The sequence below is a fragment of the Sphingobacterium zeae genome (genome assembly GCF_030818895.1).
Taxonomy (GTDB): domain Bacteria; phylum Bacteroidota; class Bacteroidia; order Sphingobacteriales; family Sphingobacteriaceae; genus Sphingobacterium; species Sphingobacterium zeae.
Window position 1 is genome coordinate 3631591 of sequence record NZ_JAUTBA010000001.1, and the last position, 19970, is coordinate 3651560.

Annotated in this window: 11 protein-coding genes; 5 read left to right on the plus strand and 6 right to left on the minus strand. The window is 47.2% G+C overall.

All coding sequences use genetic code 11. The features are described from left to right. Positions 1 to 492: 492 nt before the first annotated feature. The 5 genes from QE382_RS15325 to QE382_RS15345 are packed head-to-tail and all read left to right on the plus strand — an operon-like array spanning position 493 to position 11038. Positions 493 to 3783 carry a SusC/RagA family TonB-linked outer membrane protein gene (locus QE382_RS15325; protein ID WP_307186662.1) on the plus strand — a complete coding sequence of 1097 codons (3291 nt, stop codon included), beginning with the start codon at positions 493 to 495 and terminating at the stop codon, positions 3781 to 3783. Positions 3784 to 3803: 20 nt separating this feature from the next. Then, positions 3804 to 6065, plus strand: coding sequence for a RagB/SusD family nutrient uptake outer membrane protein (locus QE382_RS15330; protein ID WP_307186663.1), 2262 nt, complete (start codon positions 3804 to 3806; stop codon positions 6063 to 6065). Between the two features lie 10 nt (positions 6066 to 6075). Continuing rightward, on the plus strand, positions 6076 to 8796 hold the full coding sequence (locus tag QE382_RS15335; RefSeq protein ID WP_307186664.1) for an exo-rhamnogalacturonan lyase family protein: 2721 nt from the start codon (positions 6076 to 6078) through the stop codon (positions 8794 to 8796). A 6-nt stretch (positions 8797 to 8802) separates the two neighbouring features. After that, a complete protein-coding gene (locus tag QE382_RS15340; RefSeq protein ID WP_307186665.1) occupies positions 8803 to 9486 on the plus strand; it encodes a DUF6250 domain-containing protein in 684 nt (227 codons plus the stop codon). 49 nt (positions 9487 to 9535) lie between these two features. Then, the gene (locus QE382_RS15345; protein ID WP_307186666.1) at positions 9536 to 11038 is read left to right on the plus strand and encodes a sulfatase; all 1503 of its coding nucleotides are present in this window, start codon (positions 9536 to 9538) and stop codon (positions 11036 to 11038) included. Between the two features lie 101 nt (positions 11039 to 11139). Here QE382_RS15345 and QE382_RS15350 read toward each other — a convergent pair whose 3' ends face one another. From QE382_RS15350 to QE382_RS15375, 6 genes are all read right to left on the minus strand, one after another. After that, positions 11140 to 13077: a TlpA disulfide reductase family protein gene (locus QE382_RS15350; protein ID WP_307186667.1), complete on the minus strand. Its 1938-nt coding sequence runs from the start codon at positions 13075 to 13077 to the stop codon at positions 11140 to 11142. Further along, entirely contained in the window at positions 13070 to 14434 is a 1365-nt protein-coding gene (locus tag QE382_RS15355; RefSeq protein ID WP_307186668.1) for a RagB/SusD family nutrient uptake outer membrane protein, read from the minus strand. Before QE382_RS15355 ends, QE382_RS15350 begins: the two co-directional genes overlap by 8 nt. A gap of 26 nt (positions 14435 to 14460) precedes the next feature. Further along, complete coding sequence (locus tag QE382_RS15360) at positions 14461 to 17706, minus strand: TonB-dependent receptor (RefSeq protein ID WP_307186669.1); 3246 nt, start codon at positions 17704 to 17706, stop codon at positions 14461 to 14463. Between the two features lie 39 nt (positions 17707 to 17745). After that, positions 17746 to 18798: a FecR family protein gene (locus QE382_RS15365; protein ID WP_307186670.1), complete on the minus strand. Its 1053-nt coding sequence runs from the start codon at positions 18796 to 18798 to the stop codon at positions 17746 to 17748. Between the two features lie 44 nt (positions 18799 to 18842). Next, on the minus strand, positions 18843 to 19370 hold the full coding sequence (locus QE382_RS15370) for an RNA polymerase sigma-70 factor (RefSeq protein ID WP_307186671.1): 528 nt from the start codon (positions 19368 to 19370) through the stop codon (positions 18843 to 18845). Positions 19371 to 19539: 169 nt separating this feature from the next. Further along, positions 19540 to 19962: a MarR family winged helix-turn-helix transcriptional regulator gene (locus QE382_RS15375; protein WP_307186672.1), complete on the minus strand. Its 423-nt coding sequence runs from the start codon at positions 19960 to 19962 to the stop codon at positions 19540 to 19542. Between the last annotated feature and the right edge of the window lie 8 nt (positions 19963 to 19970).

Below are 19970 nucleotides of genomic sequence, written 5' to 3' on the forward strand. Positions count from 1 at the left end.
AACTCGTCGCCAACGCCAATTGAAACTACGATAAGACAAATGTAAGTATAAAAACAAAATAATGTATACCAATTTAGTAGTTTTTTTTAAATATTTATTGCTAAATCAGCTTTTTCGGTTCCTACCCTATTTTTTTGAGCCTTCCACAATACTGCTGTCGCAGTTATTGAAAACCTTTTTTTTGCTTTGAAACGGTCCATATACAATGAAATAAAAAAATCTACAAAAACAGTAGACTTTATTGTTTTCTATTTTCTATATTTGCTTACCGTTTCTCAATTGGCGTTGGTAACGTTTTTTTTAAATGTAGTTTTAACAATTTAAATTCCTATGAGCAAGTATTATTTTAGACAAGCGACCTTTCCAAAAAACAGTCCCCTATTGAATACCTTATTTTTTAAGAAAGAACGAATGTGCATGGCATGATGCACACTAGCTGAAAAGCTTCCGTTTTTTTAGAATTCAAAATCAACCTAATCTACTGTTTTAATCATGAGCATAAACAATTGGAAACGATTGTCTGTGGCGCTATTTGCCTCATTTCAGGCAAGTGTAGTTGTTGCACAGCAACCCGTTTCACCTATTATCAATGCAGATCTTATTGGTACACTACTTGATGCACGAACCAATAGACCCATCGCTGGGGCAACGGTGCAATTAGACGCCGTCACACACAGCGTACAAACCGATACCTGGGGCCGTTTTTCTTTCCGAACTGGCCAAAAATTACCTTTTAAAATTATTGTGAGCCACCTGGGGTATGTCTCGGATACCCTCGTTGTGCAACGCTCGCCCGTAGAGATCAAATTGCAACCCAATGACCGTCAACTCGACGAAATTGTCGTCGTCGGATACGGAACGACAAAAAAAGGCGATATTACAGGTGCCCTCTCCCAGATCAAAGGGCAAGATCTCAATGATCGTCCCATAGCAAATATCGTTCAAGGGATACAGGGTAAAGCAAGCGGCGTGGACATTACCTCAAATAACCGTCCCGGTGGCATAGGTACCATACGCATTCGCGGTAACCGCTCCATAAATGCCTCCAATGAGCCCCTATATGTGGTCGACGGAATTCCGATATCCGCAAGTGAAGCAGCGATTATTAATCCCAAAGACATTGCCTCGATTGAAATTCTCAAAGACGCCTCTGCAACGGCAATATACGGTTCACGTGGCGCAAATGGCGTGATACTGGTTTCACTTTTGGAAGGAAAAAAAGGACAGGTCGCTGTGCAGTACAATGGGTCAATATCTTTCGATCAGATCCATTCTACCACAGATTGGATGGATTCAAAGGCACTTTTGGACTGGCAACGGCAGAGCCACATCAACGGGGGGACCTATACGGGAAAATATGGCACAGCCCCCGATCCTGATTTTTATATTCAAAATTTTGGTGGCGGCGAAACTTATGGTATCGAGTCAATCCGAAATGCCTTCAGCTGGGGAACAGACGGCAAACCGCTACTCCGTGATGCAACAGCGGAGGAAATTGCCAAGGGATATGCCGCGCAAGTGCCTCTATATAACGGCGACAATATCCTCAACCAGGGTTGGACAGATTTAGTGACACGCCTGGCAAAAACCAATAATCATAGCCTCTCCCTCTCTTCGGGCAATGAAAAATCGAGTCTTTATCTCTCGGCAGGACTGCTCGATCAGCAGGGTGCAATGATCGATCAGGATTATAAACGGTATACCACAACATTAAAAGGTGATGTTTCACCACGAACATGGTTGAAGCTGGGCATATCAACAATAGGAAGCTATGCTGTCCAAAACTATGGAATGGCCGATAATTCCGCCAATTCGGGTGGAAAAGATTCCTACAGCCAAGCCCTAGCACTCATGCCTTATGCGCCGGCCTATGACGAAAATGGCCTTCTCTTAAACACCAATCGTACCGGTCTGTCAGCACATAATGTCTTGCTGAATATTGAAAACAGCAAAAATGAGTACACCCAGTATAGTGTGCTTTCCAATGCCTTTGCGCAGCTCAATTTTACCCCCTGGCTAAAATATCAGCTTAAATTTGGGGTACAATATACAGGGGTAGAAAATGGTTCCTTCTATGGCCCTGACTACACGAACCCATTCTCGGCCGTGGGTACCGCTCCGCTGATTGGCTATAATTCCCATAGCAAACGGTTATCCTGGGTGTTTGAAAATATGTTAACATTCGACAAGAAATGGGCTGATCAGTCGCTGAAAGTGGATGCTTTGCAGTCATCACAGGAAAATCGATCCAATGGCATTAATATCCGGGCACAGGATATCACCTTTCCTTCCTCACTCTGGTACAATTTGGGGGCAAATGATCTGGGCCGCCCCATGAGCTATGGTACATCCTATAGCAAATACACGCTGCTTTCGTATATGCTACGCGCCAATTATGCCCTGAAAAATAAGTACCTCCTTACAGCTACTGGCCGCTGGGATGGCGCATCGGTACTTGCACAAGGGCACAAGTTTGACTTTTTCCCCTCTTTGGCAGTCGCCTATAAACTGGAAGAAGAACCCTGGCTGAAACAGGTGAGTTGGATTAATCAGCTCAAATTCCGCTATGGAATCGGTGTAACAGGAAATTCTTCGGTATCTCCCTACACCACTTCGGGAACAATCGCAGGTGCAGCCTATGTTTTTGACGAAACCCAATATCCGGGCTATAAATCATCGTCTATGCCGAATGCCAATCTTGGCTGGGAAAAAACTGTGCAGCATAATGTGGGACTGGATTTTGGATTTCTGAACAACAGGATATCGGGTTCGATCGAATGGTATCGGGCGAATACCAAAGATCTCCTGCTCAATCGATCCATTCCCCCAGTATTAGGTTACAACAGCATATTGGGCAATATCGGAAAAACGAGTAACAGCGGGCTTGAAATCTCGTTATCAAGTAAAAATGTCGACCGCCCAGATTTTTCCTGGAACACCACCTTGACCTGGAGTAGAAACCGCGAGAAGATCGTCGAATTGGTCGATGGCAAGGTAGACGATGTCGCCAATGGTTGGTTTATCGGGCAACCGATAGCGGTATTTAGGGACTATGTATACGACCGCTTGTGGCAGCAAACTCCCGAAGACCTCCGGCTGATTGAACTGTATCGGAAAATTGGCAATATCACGGCGCTACCGGGGCAAGTAAAGATTAAAGACCAGCAACTGGTGGAAGTGCAGCCCGGTACCGAGGGCGCAAAATCTGTCACACTCGCATCAGGCGAAACGGTGACCTATCTTGACAACGGATTTGGAACCATCAACGACAATGATAAAGAGCTGCTGGGCAGCAACAGGCCCAAATGGAGTGGCGGTATTGTCAACGCTTTTCGTTACAAAAACTGGGATCTTTCTTTCTTTGTCTATGCGCGCATCGGTAGCCGTTATTATGGTGCACTTCAGACGTACGGACGACGGATTGAAAACGATGTTTGGAGTCCTGAAAACACTGCGGCTTCTTTCCCACAGCAGACGACAGCAACGTATACCAACTACAATGCCGCCCGGAATTATACCAATGGCAGTTTGGTCTCTTTGCGCTATATCTCCCTGGGCTACACGTTCAAACAGTCCCTGTTGGATAGGCTCAATATCGGAAGCCTGCAAGTATATGCACAGATCCTAAATCCAGTAATCTGGGGCGGCGAAGCGGTAAAAATAGGCCTCAATCCAGACGATGTGAATGGCTGGGATAATGCTGCTGCTGCCCAGCGTGGTGGTCAGACCTCCAATACCATCTTATTGCGCAGTGCCGTGCTCGGCTTAAGAATCGGTCTTTAAATCAATAGCATCAACAACACATGAGACTTGAAAAAAACACTATAAAAAAAGGTGCCCTTTGGGCCTTAACTATACTATTGACAGGAATAGGATTAAGTTCCTGCAAAGACTTTCTCAAAGAAGAAATGGTCTCTACGATTACTCAAGACTATTTTGAATCTGAAAAAGGACTTGACGAACTGGTCGTTGCAAACTACAACATCTTACGTTTTAAATATGGGTTTATGGAAGGCCCCTTTCTTTTTGAAACAGGCAACGATATCGTCGAACCACTTGATAATGCATGGGCTACCTTCAGTCCCGCAGTGTGGTCGCCATCAGGAGCCGCAGGCGAATACGCCAATAACCTGATCGGCTATTATCAAACCCAACTATTGGGGGCCTACCCCATTATAAATGACTGCAACAAAGCCATCGAAATTATTACCGAAAGAGCACCAGGAAAGTATGCAAATGACGCGGCATATGCCAATCAAAAGCTTTCCGAACTCTATTTTCTACGGGCCTATGCCTATTACTTACTGGTTACCCAACTGGGCGATGTTCCTTTTCCTCTGAAAAGCAACAACAGTCTTCCGGCCAATTTTTATCTGCCCAAAACAAATTCGGCGACCATTTATGCCAAATTAATTTCAGACCTGCGATTTGCCGAGCAGCATTTACCTATTGCCGTACAGACGCAGCGCGGACGGATTACCCGCAATGCAGCCCAGCATTTCCTAGCGAAACTTTACCTGCAGCGCCATCAGGCCGCAGCCTTTAAATCCTACCGGAATGCAGACGGCACTTTAGACCCCGCAAGTCCCAATGCCTACCAGGGGCTATTATATAAAGGGGAAGGAATAGCAGATCTGGATTCCACCATTTATTATTCCTCTCAGGTCATAAATTCCGGGATCACCCTGGCCTCAAATTATTGGGACCTTTTTGCCATTGAGAAAGGAAATTGGACGAACGAAACAAATCCAGAGATCATCCTACAGGCCTCCTATGGTAATAATTTGGACAATGGTCGTTACGGCATGCGCACCAATGCAGCCTTCACCGCCGATTACCGCAATGCGGCCTGGAATATCCCAAGCTGGACCTGGTCTTATGGACTGCTAAAAGGTCAGGGATTTTTACCCTCAGACTGGGGTTATGATGTATTTACGGATAAAATAAATGATTCCCGTTTTGAAAAATCATTCCAGCTCGAATATCAGAGTGCTTCTTTCGATAATGCGTCCCAATCGGACGGTCCTGGTCTTGCCTATACCGACGCTAAGAATGCTTCCCTGGCCTGGCAAGCTAATGAAGCCGATTTCTTTAATGCCAATATCAAGCCGAACTATCCACGTCCATCCTGGAAAGGGCGGAATGCGCAGGCCGGGCAGCGGAAAATTGGAACCGCTGATTTGGGACTTGTTTTCCTTGAAAACAGCAAAGAAACGGCCATTGATATCAATGAGGCCCTTGCACAACCTTATGTACTCTATCCGCGATGGATCAAAGACAACGGAAAATATTATTACCGAAAGACAGGTGCCGACAGGTACAGTGGAAACGCGGGGCTGTTATTAAACCGGAAAGTGCGTCCATCTTCACGAAAATTTATCGATCCGAATCGCAGTACAGTAGACAACCATTTTGGTACGCGTGATGTAGCCATTTTTCGACTCGCCGAAACTTTTCTTATCCGTGCAGAAGCCTATGGCCGAAAAGGAGACTATGCCAATGCCATTGCCGATATCAATAAATTACGAAACCGAGCCGCCTACAAAGCCGGAGAAAACCGCGCCGAGGTATTGGCCCGCTTGTACCCTGGAGCCGAATCATTGCGTGCAGAAGAACGCTCTTACCCTTACAGCTCCGCGACGGCCACCTTTGATAAAATCAGCGTCGACGCTTCCTATTGGGACGGAAGCTCCGCGAAATCCAAGGCCGAACAATATCCGTCTGAGGCGAATACCGAATTGAAACGTTTTGTCCATTTTATCTACAATGAATACTCGCGCGAGTTTAATACGGAGCAGGTCTTATACGAAGGGATACACCATGCAGGAATACAGCTGGAGCGTATGTTGCATCATGCCCAGCTTGCTTCGAGCCGAAATGCGGGATGGCCCAAATCGGATAATCCATCCGGAGTGAATGGTCAGGACGGCAACGGAAAGGGAACCTTTTCGGCAACCCATACTTTCAAACCTTTTCCGCAATCGTATATCAGTATGTTAACCGATAAAGATGGTGTGCTCCTTGATGAAACAGCCCGCCGTGCCTATCAGAATCCTGGATATTAACCCTTTTAACATGACATTGAACAGACGGAAATTTATAAAAAACACCGGCCTCTTCGGTTTGGGCATCGGGCCGCTCGCCAGCCTCAACTTATATGGCGGTCCAAACCGGACTGCACATAAAAGCGGTGATAACCACTCAGAAGCTGCGTTGGACATTCCATTGCACTGGATCGACCGGCAACAGGGAGCACCCTCTTTGGGGACAACTTTCGGTGTCCCCTGGCCAAAAGGAAAGGTAAGGGAACAGCAGCAATTCGAGCTGCGCGATAACCAGGGCCATACGGCCCCCATCCAAACCTGGCCCTTGGCTTTCTGGCCAGATGGTTCCGTGAAATGGTCGGCATGCGCCGTTGCTAATCCATCGACACTGATCCAGGAAGAACTTTTTTTGACAGCGAGTGAGCGCATACAGCCAGGGATCCAAGTACAGGAGCACGAGGAGTCCATCACTGTCGATAATGGCCTTTTAAAAGTGACTTTCGGAAAGACGGGAACTAAGCTGCTACAGGAAATCCGACAAGATGGCCGGCTCGTTGCTAGCGCTGCTTTCTTGCAGATTTTGTTGCAGGATGCCCCTGATGCAGAACCCGGAGAAAATTTAAATAGGACTACATGGCAGTCCCATATTGAAAAAACTGTAGTCGAAAACAGTGGCAGCCAGCGTGTCCTCATTCGCGTGGCGGGAACGCATCAGCATGGCGAGCAAAAAAAAATCCCGTTTATCGTCCGTTTTTATCTTTACGACAAGTCGCCCACGATAAAAGTAATTCACACCTTTTTATATGACGGCGATGAACAGCGCGATTTTATCAAGGGAATAGGCCTATCTGTGGTAATGCCATTGCATGATACGCCGACCTACAATCGTTACATTCGTTTTGTCGGGGAAAACGGCGAAGTCTTTTCCGAAGCGGTGAAAGGGCTTACGGGACTTCGCCGTGATCCAGGCAGCGCGGTACGGAAGCAACAGCTGGAAGGAAAGGAAGTCAAATGGGAGAACATTACGGAGACCGCAAAAAAAGGACTCCCCTTTATTCCCGAATTTGGCGATTATACCTTGCTGCAGGCCCATCCCTCTGCCAGCAGCATCGAAAAACGGACCAAATCCGGCCATGCTTGGATTCATAGCCACGATGGTGGCCGCGCTATGGGAACCGCATACTTAGGGACACCTTCCGCTGGAGTCGCTTTGGGTATTCGTAACTTTTGGCAAAGTTATCCGGGCCAGCTGGATATCCGTGGTGCCGCATCCGATGCAGCTACCCTGACAGCCTGGTTGTGGGCTCCGAAGGCCGAAGCAATGGACCTGCGATTCTACCACGACGGCATGGGACAGGACAGCTATGAAAAACAATGGGAAGGCCTCGAGATCACCTACGAAGACTACGAGGCTGGATACGGAAGTCCAATCGGTGTCGCACGCACCTCCGAATTATATTTATCCATCTTCGACCAGAGCCCCCCGTCTGAAAAATTGAGGCAACTGGCGCAGGCATACCAGCAACCACCACTACTATCGGCCAGTCCATCCTATCTCTTCGAGCAGCAGGTGTTTGGCGCCAACTGGGGGCTTCCAGACCGCAGCTCGGCCCTGAAAGCGGCGCTGGAAGATAAATTGGATGCACTCGTTACCTTCTATAAGGGAGAGGTTGATCGTAGAGGTTGGTACGGATTCTGGAACTACGGCGACGTCATGCATAGTTATGATGCAGATCGACATGTGTGGAAATACGATGTGGGCGGTTTTGCCTGGGATAACTCTGAACTTGGCACCGATCTTTGGCTCTGGTACTATTACCTCCGTTCGGGCAATCGCGATTGCTTTCGTTTTGCCGAAGCCATGTGCAGACACACCGGAGAAGTAGATGTACATCATCTTGGGCGGTTTGCCCCTTTGGGAAGCCGCCACAATGTGATGCATTGGGGTTGCAGTGCCAAGCAGCTCCGTATCAGTACGGCGCTCAACAGACGGTTTTATTATTACCTCACCGCAGATGAACGTACAGGCGATCTGTTGCGTGAGCAGGTGGAAGCCGCTTATAGGCTTCAAGATATCGTGGCCCTTCGCAAGCGAGTGGATGAACCTGTTGTCACAGAAAAAGGCAAAGCGCTGGTAGGTTTTGGTACCGACTGGGGAGCGATTGCGGCAGCATGGTTTACAGAATGGGAACGAACCCTCGACCCTAAAATATTGGCCCGCCTCAAAGCCAGCATGCAAAGCATCGCCGACCAACCGCAAGGTTTTTTCACAGGGCTGAGCCTGCTGGATATTGCTACCGGAAAATTTGACCGCCAAAAAGATAAAACTGTGCGGGTATCACATCTGAATGCTGTTTTTGGACTTGTCGAAATCTGTCAGGAAATACTGCTTGTAATTCCCGACAAAAGATTTGAAACAGCCTGGCTGCAATACTGTCGCTTATACAACGCATCCGATGAGGAGCGGCTACATGCGCTGGGTACCAAAGAAGGCAAATTTAACCTACGGAGCAGCCATGCCAGGCTTACGGCTTATGCCGCATTCAAATTGGGTGATCAGTTGCTGGCAGAAAGAACATGGCATGAACTTCTTGGAACCAAGGCCGGATCCTTCGTTCAGGCCACCACTATACCACTGGTAGGGCTAGCGAACAATCAGCAGGAATGGAAAAATATATCAACAAACGAAGCGGCCCAATGGAGCTTAAGTACGTTTCAGTGCCTACATTACGTCGGTAAGTTTCTAAAATAATACGTTATGCTCAAATTTTTTAAAAGGCGCTATTTCACATTATCTTGGCTGCTGTTGATTCATTTTATTAGTCCAGCGCAAGAAAAGTCCACATGGAAAGTGCCATTAAACGAAGTAAACCGATGGATCATCGAACTGGAGTATCCCGACAAGTCGCATATTGAAGCGAGCAACGAAGGATTAGTTATTGACTCCTATGGCGGAGCCACTTTATGGCTAGACACCTTGCTGACCGGCGATTACCTCATCCAATACGAAAGGGAAATAAGTCTTGACAAGGGCGAGAACAAACGGCTCTCTGATCTGAACCAGTTTTGGCTCGCACAGGAGCCGCACAACGAAATAAAACTTAAATCCAGGGATGGTAGATTAGACAGTTATAATGACCTAATCCTTTTCTATGTGGGTATTGGGGGCAACAACAATAGTACAACCCGGTTTCGCCGCTACGACGGATCTGGCGAAAGGATACTTTTGGCCGAGAAAAATGAAAAACCTTTTTTGCTGGAGGCAGGCCGCTCCGACACAATCTCTACTTTCGTACGTGCATCAAAGAGACAAACAGAAGTCTGGATGAACGGCAAGCGTTTATTTGTGGAAGAAGGCATCCAAAATACCAAAGGCTACTTTGGGCTGCGGCTTACCGCGAGCCGGCAGGTGATAAAATGGCTCACCCTATCCAAATTATAGCAAATCCACTCGATGAACAACAGCATACGGCTAACGAAAACAAATCAAAATGAAAATATCTCTTAACCTTACACTATGCTTCCTGCAACTTGCCCTATGTCTACAGGGGCAAGCACAACAGCAGAAAGCTGTAAATTCAGTTCCCAAAAAATACAATGTATTGTTTCTGATTGCGGACGACCTGCGAACAGATATGGGCATCTATGGCCATTCTTTGGCACATACCCCCCACCTCGATCAGCTCGCGGTAAAAGGCGTATGGTTTGAACATGCCTATTGTCAATACCCATTGTGCAACCCCTCCAGATCATCGTTGTTAACAGGGAAACGCCCAACAAGCAGTGGCCTGTATGGAAATAGAGAATGGTTTAACGCATCTTTTCCAGACTGGATCAGCCTGCCTAAATATTTTAAGCAAAACGGTTACACGACTATTCGGAGTGGCAAAGTCTTTCATGGCGGAATAGATGACACCGAGGCCTGGGATATTGGCGGCGAGAAACGACAATACGGCACCGTGATCAATGCTTCGGCTCCGTCTGCGGTGGACTCACAATCGTATTGGCAAGCCTACAGCAATTCAGCTCCCCGTATAGAACCCTACGCAGCGACAGTAGCATCCGATAAATGGGCGGCCCTAACAGGCGAAGATGCCAGGCATATAGGCGACACGAAAGTGGCGGACAAAGCCATTCAATATTTAGAAGATCTCAAACAAGCCAAGCAACCTTTCTTTTTGGCCTGCGGCTTTTCAAAACCGCATACACCCTTTGTAGCCCCTAGGGAGTTTTTTGATCTATACGATTTAGACAGTATTGCCCTTCCTCCTGATTTTTCATCGATGCCCGGTATACCGGTGGGATTTCCGGCCGGATCCATCCGCCGGAGAAATGCCGATTTCTTTGTCAACCGCACGGCATCGACACAAGAAGCCAAGGAATATATCAGAGCCTACCTTGCCTGCATAAGTTACATGGACTGGAATGTGGGCCGGGTACTACAGAAACTGGAAGAATCCGGATTGAAAGAAAACACCATTGTGGTTTTTTGGAGCGATCATGGCTATCAACTGGGAGAAAAAGGGAAATGGTCCAAAGCCGGTTCCTTGTGGGAACAAGGCACCCGAGTGCCCTTTATTATTTACGATCCACGGGCACAAGGTAACGGGCAGTCTTCTCCTCGTGTGGTGGAGCTGCTAGACATTTACCCAACTTTAGTCGACCTATGTGGACTACCCAGCTATAAGAACCTAGAAGGAAAAAGTTTAAAGCCATTGCTTTATGAACCTGATAAAACCTGGGAAAGACCTGCTTATACCGTTTGGAACGAAAATGGAAAAGGTGTTACGGGGATCACCGTTCGAACTGAAAAATGGCGATATGCGGAATTTTTCGGACATGGTACCGGAAAATCGCTGACAGATGTGGTTCGCGATCCCCATCAATTGATTAATCTCGCGAACGATCAGCAGTATGCAGACATTGTTGATTATTTCCACCAGCTGGTTATGCAACAGGTTAAGGGCAAGGTTGAGCTCCCTCCTTCAAAATAAGATATCGATTTTGCTAATAACAAAGGGTCTTCAATCATTAAACCCTTTGTTATTCAAGTCTTTTTTAATGCCCGAACAGCTGCATGGACGCATTCAACAAATTAATCCTCCAATTCTTTGAGGTATTCGATCATGGCATCCAAGCTCTGCAGTAGCTTTTCACCTTCAAATCCCACTTTCCGAAAGCGGATGTTCCCCTTTTTGTCCAGGATCAATGTTGTCGGAATGGATGTGATATCCAGCTTGCTACTGAGCTTTTTATCCTGATTGTAATAAAATGTAAAGTCAAATTCGGGATTGGCCTTTGCCCATTTGTACGCATCGTCCCAGCTGTTTCCACTGCCCGAATTGAGGACAACGAACTTCACCTGCGGATCATCCGCATATTTCTTGTATACCTGATGCAAATAGGGAAATGAGGCGATGCAGGGCTTGCACCAGGTTGCCCAAAAATCAATGATGACAATCTTGTCCTTCAGTTCCGTTTTGAGCAACGGTTTCTTGTCCATATCGACAATGCTGATATCCTCTGGAAATGGTGTACTGCCGATGATATTCTGAAACTCCTTGTAATATGCTTGTTTCCATTGCTTGTCAAGCTTGCTAAAATAAGCCTGCCGTTCGGCAGCATTGTCCGTTCCGTTTTTAATGATCGCTTTGTCGAGAAGCTCACGCGTCGCCGCATCAAAAGGAGCATAACGATAGGCTGCCTCCAATGCGGGTATTGCACTGTTTGGATCATTCCACTGCTGATACTGCATGGCCACTGCGCGGAGCAATGCCGCCGATTTGAGTGTAGGGATACTTTTAGTAAACCAGTCACGGGCCGCTTCGGGCTGGTTTAACTGCGCAAGGATAAGTCCCTGATTGGCTATAATTTCTGCTTTTACGGCAGCAATCTTATCCGCCCTGGCCGGATCATGGGCCACCAGATAGCCCGTTTCGGGGAAATAGCGTATTAGACTTACCGGATAGGCCGCAACACTGTCGAGTAGATACAAATTGAGTTTGGACGCCTCCTGCAGCATCAGCTTATGATCTAAGAGCAGCTGCACATACTGATTGTATGCACGCCATTTGTAGGGATCTTGCTCCCATCGGGTGATCAGGGGCAGGTATTTCTTGGCCTGTACGCTGTCACCATGCCGCACATAGTAGGTAAAAAGATAGTCGTAAGCGCTGCCATAGGCCGCCTCATTATCGGCGGTTTTAAGGCCAAGAAGCTGCCCGATCTTGGCAACCACTGCCGTGGAATCCTGCTCGCGAAACAATTTATTGAGCCGATAGGCTATGCCGATCTTCTTGTTGGGAAACTCGTCGATCACCACCTGGCGGATCGAATCTACTTTTTGATTTTGGCCGAGTATCAGATAACCCATGGTCACCTTGTTGAGGTTCCCTTCAAAGAGCGGATTGCTTCTAAATTTTTGTTCCACCACCGCCAAGCCCTTTTGCAACAGCCGCTCCTGCTGGGCCGGACCAGCGTTTTTCATCTGTAGCACAATCAGTCGGAGCTGTGCCTCGTAATTGTCGGGATACAGACTCAGCTCTTTTTTGAGATAATGTTCCTGGGTAGCTAAGATATGATCTGAGGTTTTATCCTGAACCGGTACGCTATATGATTTTCCCAGGTAATTGCCGGCAATCAGTTTACCCTGCTTATAGACGTAGATCTCATACTGACTGCTATCACTTGCCTGCTGCACAAATTTCTTGTCTTTGTCGGCGATCGTAAAGCAGGAAAAGTTGGCGTAGGCAGGCAGTTTAAAACGCAGACGCCAGATTTCACCTTCTTGCTGCATGGCCATGCGGCTCGGAAATTCGTAAAAATTGGAGTAGTTGAAATCTACGAAAAATGGCCCTGCGCCAGGAGCAGCAGTAGATTTCCCCGGATCAAAGCTGATGGTCACGGTATCACCGGCCGCTGCTTTTTGCGGCGAAATGCTTACTTGTGCCTGCACTCCCAAGGTTGCTGGCAGCAACAGCAGCAGCAAGGCCTGTCTAAATAGCAGCGAGGCCTGTTTATATAGCTTAATCATTCTGTTGGAGGTTAGCATTTGTGATTAGAATAGCACTGGCGATCGGTATTTTGGTATCGCTTTCAGTAAAGTCTGTTTTGACCTTCGAAAGTACAGGCAGGGCTCTGTTTGTTCGCACCAGGTCAAACCAACGGTGTCCCCATTCGCCGAGCAGTTCCAGCTGACGCTCCTTTTCGAGTGCCAGGGCGATGCCCGCTTTGTCCAGGGTTTGTGGCAATGCAGCAAGGCCTGCACGCTCGCGGATTTGATTGATATCCTGTAATGCCGCCGGCAACTTATTCTGGTTTAGCCGCGCTTCTGCACGGATCAGATACTGCTCGGCAAGGCGCAGCACGGTATTGTATTCGGTCACAGGTGCGCCTGTGCGCACCTTATACTTATACGGCATATAAAGCGTCTTATTACTTACCACATAAGGTTTTAACCACATCGCTTTACGTAAATCGTTCTCCTCATAGGCCGCTACCGTGGCATCATACACCTGATAGTAACTCCTTGCTGTAGCTACTGCCGGAACGATGCTGAAGCCTTCCCAGGTGTTGACCCCGGCAGTGGAAAGATTTACCGTCTGCAGTTGCCAGATCGCTTCTTTGCTCGTTTTCAAAAAAACTGTATTGAGGTCGCGCGACAGTTCATACCGATTATCCGCGATGACTTTGTCGGCCATCGCTTCGGCATTGGCCCAGTCGCCATGATACAGATAGACCCTGGCCAATAGCGCGTCAACTGCTTTTCTATTAGGGCGGGTACGCTCATTGCCCTGATAAGCATCCGCAATATCAACAGCAGCTTTCTGTAGATCATCCACCATGAAAGCATAGAGCTCTTCCCTGGAAGCCGGCCCCTTTTGATTGTTGGCTTCCAAATCTTTGGTATCCGTGATCAAAGGCACTTTATTGAAGAGGTTGCTCAGGTAAAAGTAATTGAACACGCGCGTAAAACGGGCCTCGGCCGATAACTGCGCTTTCACGGAGCTGCTGAGTGCCGACGCTTCGACACCTTCTATAATCTTATTGCTGTGATTGATATAGCTATAAGGTTGCGACCAAAGTCGGTCGAGATAAGACGTGGCCGGACTTAGTTTATTGTATTTGTATTCATCGTAGCTTGTAAAGGCTGAGTTATAATCGTCGGCCAGGCTGGACAGTACAATGGTCATCAGTCCACTGGCAAACTGGTTATTGTAGTTGTTCATACTGGTATAGAGTCCGCCCACGGTTGCTGTGGCCGTCTTTTCGTCACTGAAAGCCGACGCTGCCGCCACTTCCGTCTTGGGTGGGTCCACGACCAGAAATTTATTGCAGGAGATGTTAAGCAGTGGTGTCGCAAAAAGGCTGTAGATGATATATTTGTTCATAGGATAAGTCTTTAGTTTTATGATCATTAGAAAGTGAGCTGAACCGCAAATGTATACGTGCGCATGGATGGCGTGGCGCTGTTCCGTACCGAACCGAAGGGATTGACATCCGAAACATAAGCGCGGTCAAATCCAGGCATCTCGGGATCCATACCTCTGAAGCTTGTCCAGGTAAAGAGGTTCTGCGCATTAAACTGTACCACAGCGCGGCTCATATTGATCTTCTTTGCCCATTTGGAGATATCGTAACTGAGCGATACATTTTTTAAGCGGATGAACGACGCATCGTCCCATACTGCCGATGAATAGCGGTAGTAATTTCGGTAAGCCAGATTGGCTTCGTTGGCGCTGTTGGCTGTGGCGCGTGGTACATCCGTCACATCTCCGGGCTGCTGCCAACGGTTTAACACATATTCATCCAGGTTGCCCAATCCGCCAATGGTCGTTGCCTGTGGGCCGTAACCAATGGAGGGGCCCTCCTGCTTGACAAATTGGAATAGAAATCCAAGGCTCACATCGCCATAACTCAGATTATTGCCCATACCGCCATAGTACCTTGGCAGCAGGGATCCCAGCGTCACATAATCGTTGAAATCCGTAATTTTCCCGTCACCATCCACATCCCGGAATTGAGCGACCCCGGTTTGCGGATCCACTCCCGTAAACTCAAATCCGCGGACGATACGGGTGGACTCGCCAATGACGTATCGCCTCGCATCGCTGCTACTTGCAAGCCCGGGATATTCCAGCAGGGTATTGGAAGGGAAAGTGATATTGAAATTGGTTTTCCAGCTGAACTTTTCCTTCTGGATATTCACGCTGCTTAGCTCTAACTCAAAGCCCTTATTTTCAATCAATGCGGGTGTATTACCAAAATAAGAATTATAGCCGGTCTGCGGTGCGAGCACGATATTGATCAGCTGATTATCCGATCTATTGTTGTAATAATTGGCCGTAAGGAATATACGATCTCTGATGAAACCCAAGTCGAGACCCAGTTCTTTCTTTTTAATTTCTTCCCATCCAAAATTGGGATTAAACACCCGGGTTGGATAAAGCCCCGTGATGCCCTGGTAGGCAAAGCCCGTTCCCCAGGTATCGAGGTACTGGTAATCGCCGATCTGGTCATTGCCCGTCACTCCCCAGCTGGCACGTAACTTGCCGAAGCTCAAGATAGACTGATCCTGGAGAAATTCTTCGCTGCTGAACACCCAGGCTGCCCCGATCGACCCAAAATTACCGTACTTATTGTTGGGCCCAAAGCGGGAAGAGCCATCCCTTCGGTAGCTGAAATTCAACAGATATTTGTCGGCATAGGCATAATTGATCCGGCCAAATGCAGACTGGTAACGGTAATCGGCATACTGATTGTTGCGATTCACAAGGATACCTGCAGCGCCGATATTGTTTAGCTGCGAATCACTCGGGTAACTGCTGCCATCGAAATATTTCCCTTCGCTGACCCTTTGCTGCCAGGTTCCCCCCAAAAGTAGTTTAAAATCATGTTTACCAAAGGTTTTGCTGTAGTTTAATTGCGGTTCAATGATATAGGACTGATAATCCGAATTCCCGTAAGAGGCCATTGAACCCGTGCTCGTCAATGGATTAAATCCCGCATTGGGCAGCAGGCGTGTCTGGTCCATGCTTTTGAGGTTGTAGCCCAAATTGACTTTTGCGACCAGTTCGGGTAAGATCGCATATTCGGCAGAAAAGTTGGCCAAAAGGGATTTTGATTTCGAAACACTCGAGCGCTCCATATAGGCGGCGGGATTCTGTAAACTCTGTTGGAACCAATAATAGCCGCCCTTTTCATCATATAAAGGATAGTTGGGCGCCAGGTTATAGAACTGCGCAATATCGGTCGGTACGGTATTATTACGGTCCAGGTTAAGGTTGAAACTGCTGTTGAGCTTAAATCGCTGATCTTTGGACTGCGTAGACAAGTTCAACAGCGCACCACCGCGCTGATAATTCTTATTGCCCGGCAAGGGATCCCCCTGACGATTGAAATTGGCACTGGCCAGGTATTGGGTATTTTCGTTACCTCCGGAAAATGACAGCTGATAGGTCGAGAAAGGAGAAGATGCACCATAAAACTCCTTTTGCCAGTCGCTGTAGGCGGACTGATCCCAAGTGAGCAGATCCGGTGCATTATCTGCTGTCGCTTTCAAGTTATCGTTTTTAAAGCCTTCTTTCCGGATTTCCAAATATTGCTCGGTATTGAGCATCTTCAGGTTTCGAATGGCTTTACCGGAGCCCACATTGGCATTAAAGTCTATTTTAAGACCGCTCTTATTTCCCTTTTTCGTTGTGATCAGGATCACTCCATTACCACCGCGGGAGCCATAAATGGCTGTTGCATCGGCATCCTTCAGCACATCGATGCGTTCAATATCCCTTGGATTGATCAGGCTGAGCGGACTTTGGTTGCCATTGGCCGAGGTAAACTGGTTCATGCTTTCGTCCGAAAATGGAATACCGTCGATGATGTAAAGCGGACTGCTGCCATTAGTCAAAGAGTTGACGCCACGCAGCTGCACCTGAAAGGAGCTGCCCGGCAAGCCCGAATTGGAGGCGATATTGAGTCCGGCAACGCGCCCCTGCAAGGCCGCCAAGGGGTCTAGTACCGGTTGTGTTTCGATCTCCCTGCTCGTGACGCTAGATACCGAACCCGTATTTTTGCGTATCGAAGACGTCCCGTAACCGATTACCACTACCTCATCCAGGTTACCGGGATCTACCTCGAGACTGATGTCGATGATACCCTTAGCCTGAACCGTGACTTCCTTGCTGCGGTAGCCCACATAACTCAAAAGTAGTATATCATCCTGCTGCAGGCCATTTAAACTAAAACCACCGTTAGCATCGGTCATCGTACTAGCTACCTTATTTTTAACGCGTACACTAACCCCTTCAAGCGCTGCACCGGATCCATTGCTGACCCGACCGGAAATGGTCATCTGGACCGCCTTTGCAGCCCCCTTCCCCTGGAGTACAATGGTATTTTTGACAATTTGGTAGCGTATGCCTTTAGCTGAGAACGCCTGCCTGAGGAGTTCAGGAATATTGGCGTTGTTTAAATTGACATTTACTGGTAGATCCGGATTGATCTCATTGGGATCATACACAAAGCGATAATCACTGCGTTGCTCGATGGATTTGACGAGCTGTTTAAATCGGACATGGTCAATTGACTTGTCTGCCTGCTGGATCAAAGCATAGCCATTCACATGCATCAGCATCAATAGCAGGGTTTTTACGGACTTTTTCATAAGGTATTTAGATTGAAAATTCGTTTGTTACGATTTTGGTTAGGGAATAAGCAAGAGTTCGTTTTTCTCAATGGTATAATTGATACCGGCGAAGCGTAAAATCTTCAGCACTTCTTCAAAGGATTCTTTTTTGCTGATTTTTCCACTAAGGACTTTATTTTTATAGGCAGGCGACAGGCTATAGGTGAAATTGTACCAACGCGCCAGATCCGCTAAAATCTCAGGCAACGGTGTCTGGTCAAATTCAAAGTACCCGTCTTTCCAGTTGGCTATATCGGGCTGGCTGTTTTCCGCCAGCCGCTGGAAGGCTCCATTCAGCACATTCAGCTGGATCCGCTGTCCGGGCAGCAGAATCTCGTCCAGGCCAGCATTGCTGACCCGTATTTTCCCTTCGTCAAGCTGGGTCGTTAAAAGTGCGTTGTCCTTTGGATACAACTTCACGTTGAAAGCTGTCCCCAGTGCTTCGATACGGGTGTTCCCCACGTGCACAATAAAAGGTTTCGCTTTATTTTTGGCCACCTTAAAATAAGCCTCACCTTCCAGAAATACCGAACGTTTATGTTCATTATACCCCGGTTCAATTTTGAGCTTGCTGTCGGCATTTAACCACACCAGCGTACCATCCGGAAGTTCCATTTTAAATTCCTGTCCCCTTTTGGTTTGAAGCGCCACGTTGCTATCCTTATGCCGATCGAGCCACTCGGGGCTAAACGGCTTTTCCTTACTCAGGCTCACCACCTCATTTCCGATCAAAAGATCGGCCTGAAATTGACCAATACTAAAGGGCAATGGCTTCGGAGCTTGCTGCCGCGGGGAAAAGAAGTATATCGCCGCACCGGCCATCAAAAAAAACACCATACTGGCCGCAACCTTTAAATAGGCTTTTTTATGGCGTTTAGCCCGCCATTCGGGACCAAAAATATGCTGTTGGAAAAACTGGTCTTCGGCAGCCAGATCCAGTTCGGGAATGTCTTTTGCATTATTTTGCCGGCTGAGCTGATTGTACCAACTTTCGACAAGTGCATTTTCTTCAGTGCTGCACATACCCTGTTGGTACTTCTCCAGTAATTGTTTCGTTAATCGTGGTTTCATAGGTACTATCCTGTATACTATTTAGAAGACAGGATAGCGGCAACTTAGTGGTAGAAAAAAATAAAAATTGTGCGTATTTTTTTTCTCAGAACCGTCAAAGCATTGTAAATCTGCTTTTTGACTGTCTGCTCAGAGATCTCAAGTTCTGCGGCGATCTCCCGATAACTCCGCTGCTCGAATCGACTTTTTTTGAAGATCAAAGCCATTTTGCGGGGCAGCTTTTCAATCGCTTGATCAATTTGCTCCGCTAATTCTTTTTCCCGCAACAGATCGTCGGGCATCACTTCAAATGTTGGGGCTGCGTGCTCGAGGTAAGTCTCATATTTCCGACCCACATCCTGGCTGGCAATGCGGTTAATGACCAGGTTACGGGCAGAGCGATAAAGATAAGCCTGATACGAGTGTACGATTTCCAGACGCTCCATGCGATCCCAGAGATTCGTAAAAATTTCCTGCACAATATCACGTGCCTCGTCCTGGTCATCCAACATTCGGAAAACATGCACGTACAGATTGCCCCAATTTTCTTCATAAAGTTGGGTAAACAATTGTCTGACATGCGTTACGTTCATTCTCGATGGTTTAGCTATAGTTGATAAGTCAAAATTAGGCTTTATTTTTAGCAAAGTCAATTGATGATGGATTTCTTACAAAACCAGTAGAATAATGCAACTGCAAGCATTTTATCTTTTTTGCGCACATTTGAGCATTAAAAAAAGTAATTTTATATAAAACAAAATACTACTTTTTTATTGTTGTCAAGACTCTTTGGAGCAATTCGCTCAGCTTATCTAAATCCTCCTCCGTCAAGCTTTTAGCCGCGTCTTTGGCCACCGTTTGCCTGAAATTCTCCGAATTGTCGATAATAAACTTGCCTTGATCCGTTACGCTCAAATTGAAAATACGGCGGTCGGCCGAGGATTGCTGCTGCTCAACGAGATTATTGGCAATCAAAAATTTGAGCTGTTTGGAAACTGCGGGCGGACTTATGTTAAAGGCCTGCGCAATCTGTTTGACGATACATTGATCGTGGCGGTAAATATATTCGATCATATTATAGTGGGTCGCTGTTACGCCATTGATGTCGCCCCTATTCATATTGGCCAAGATGAAGCATTGTAAATCGGTAAATACTTCATAAAATTTGCGTTCGGTTTTGTTCATATCACCCA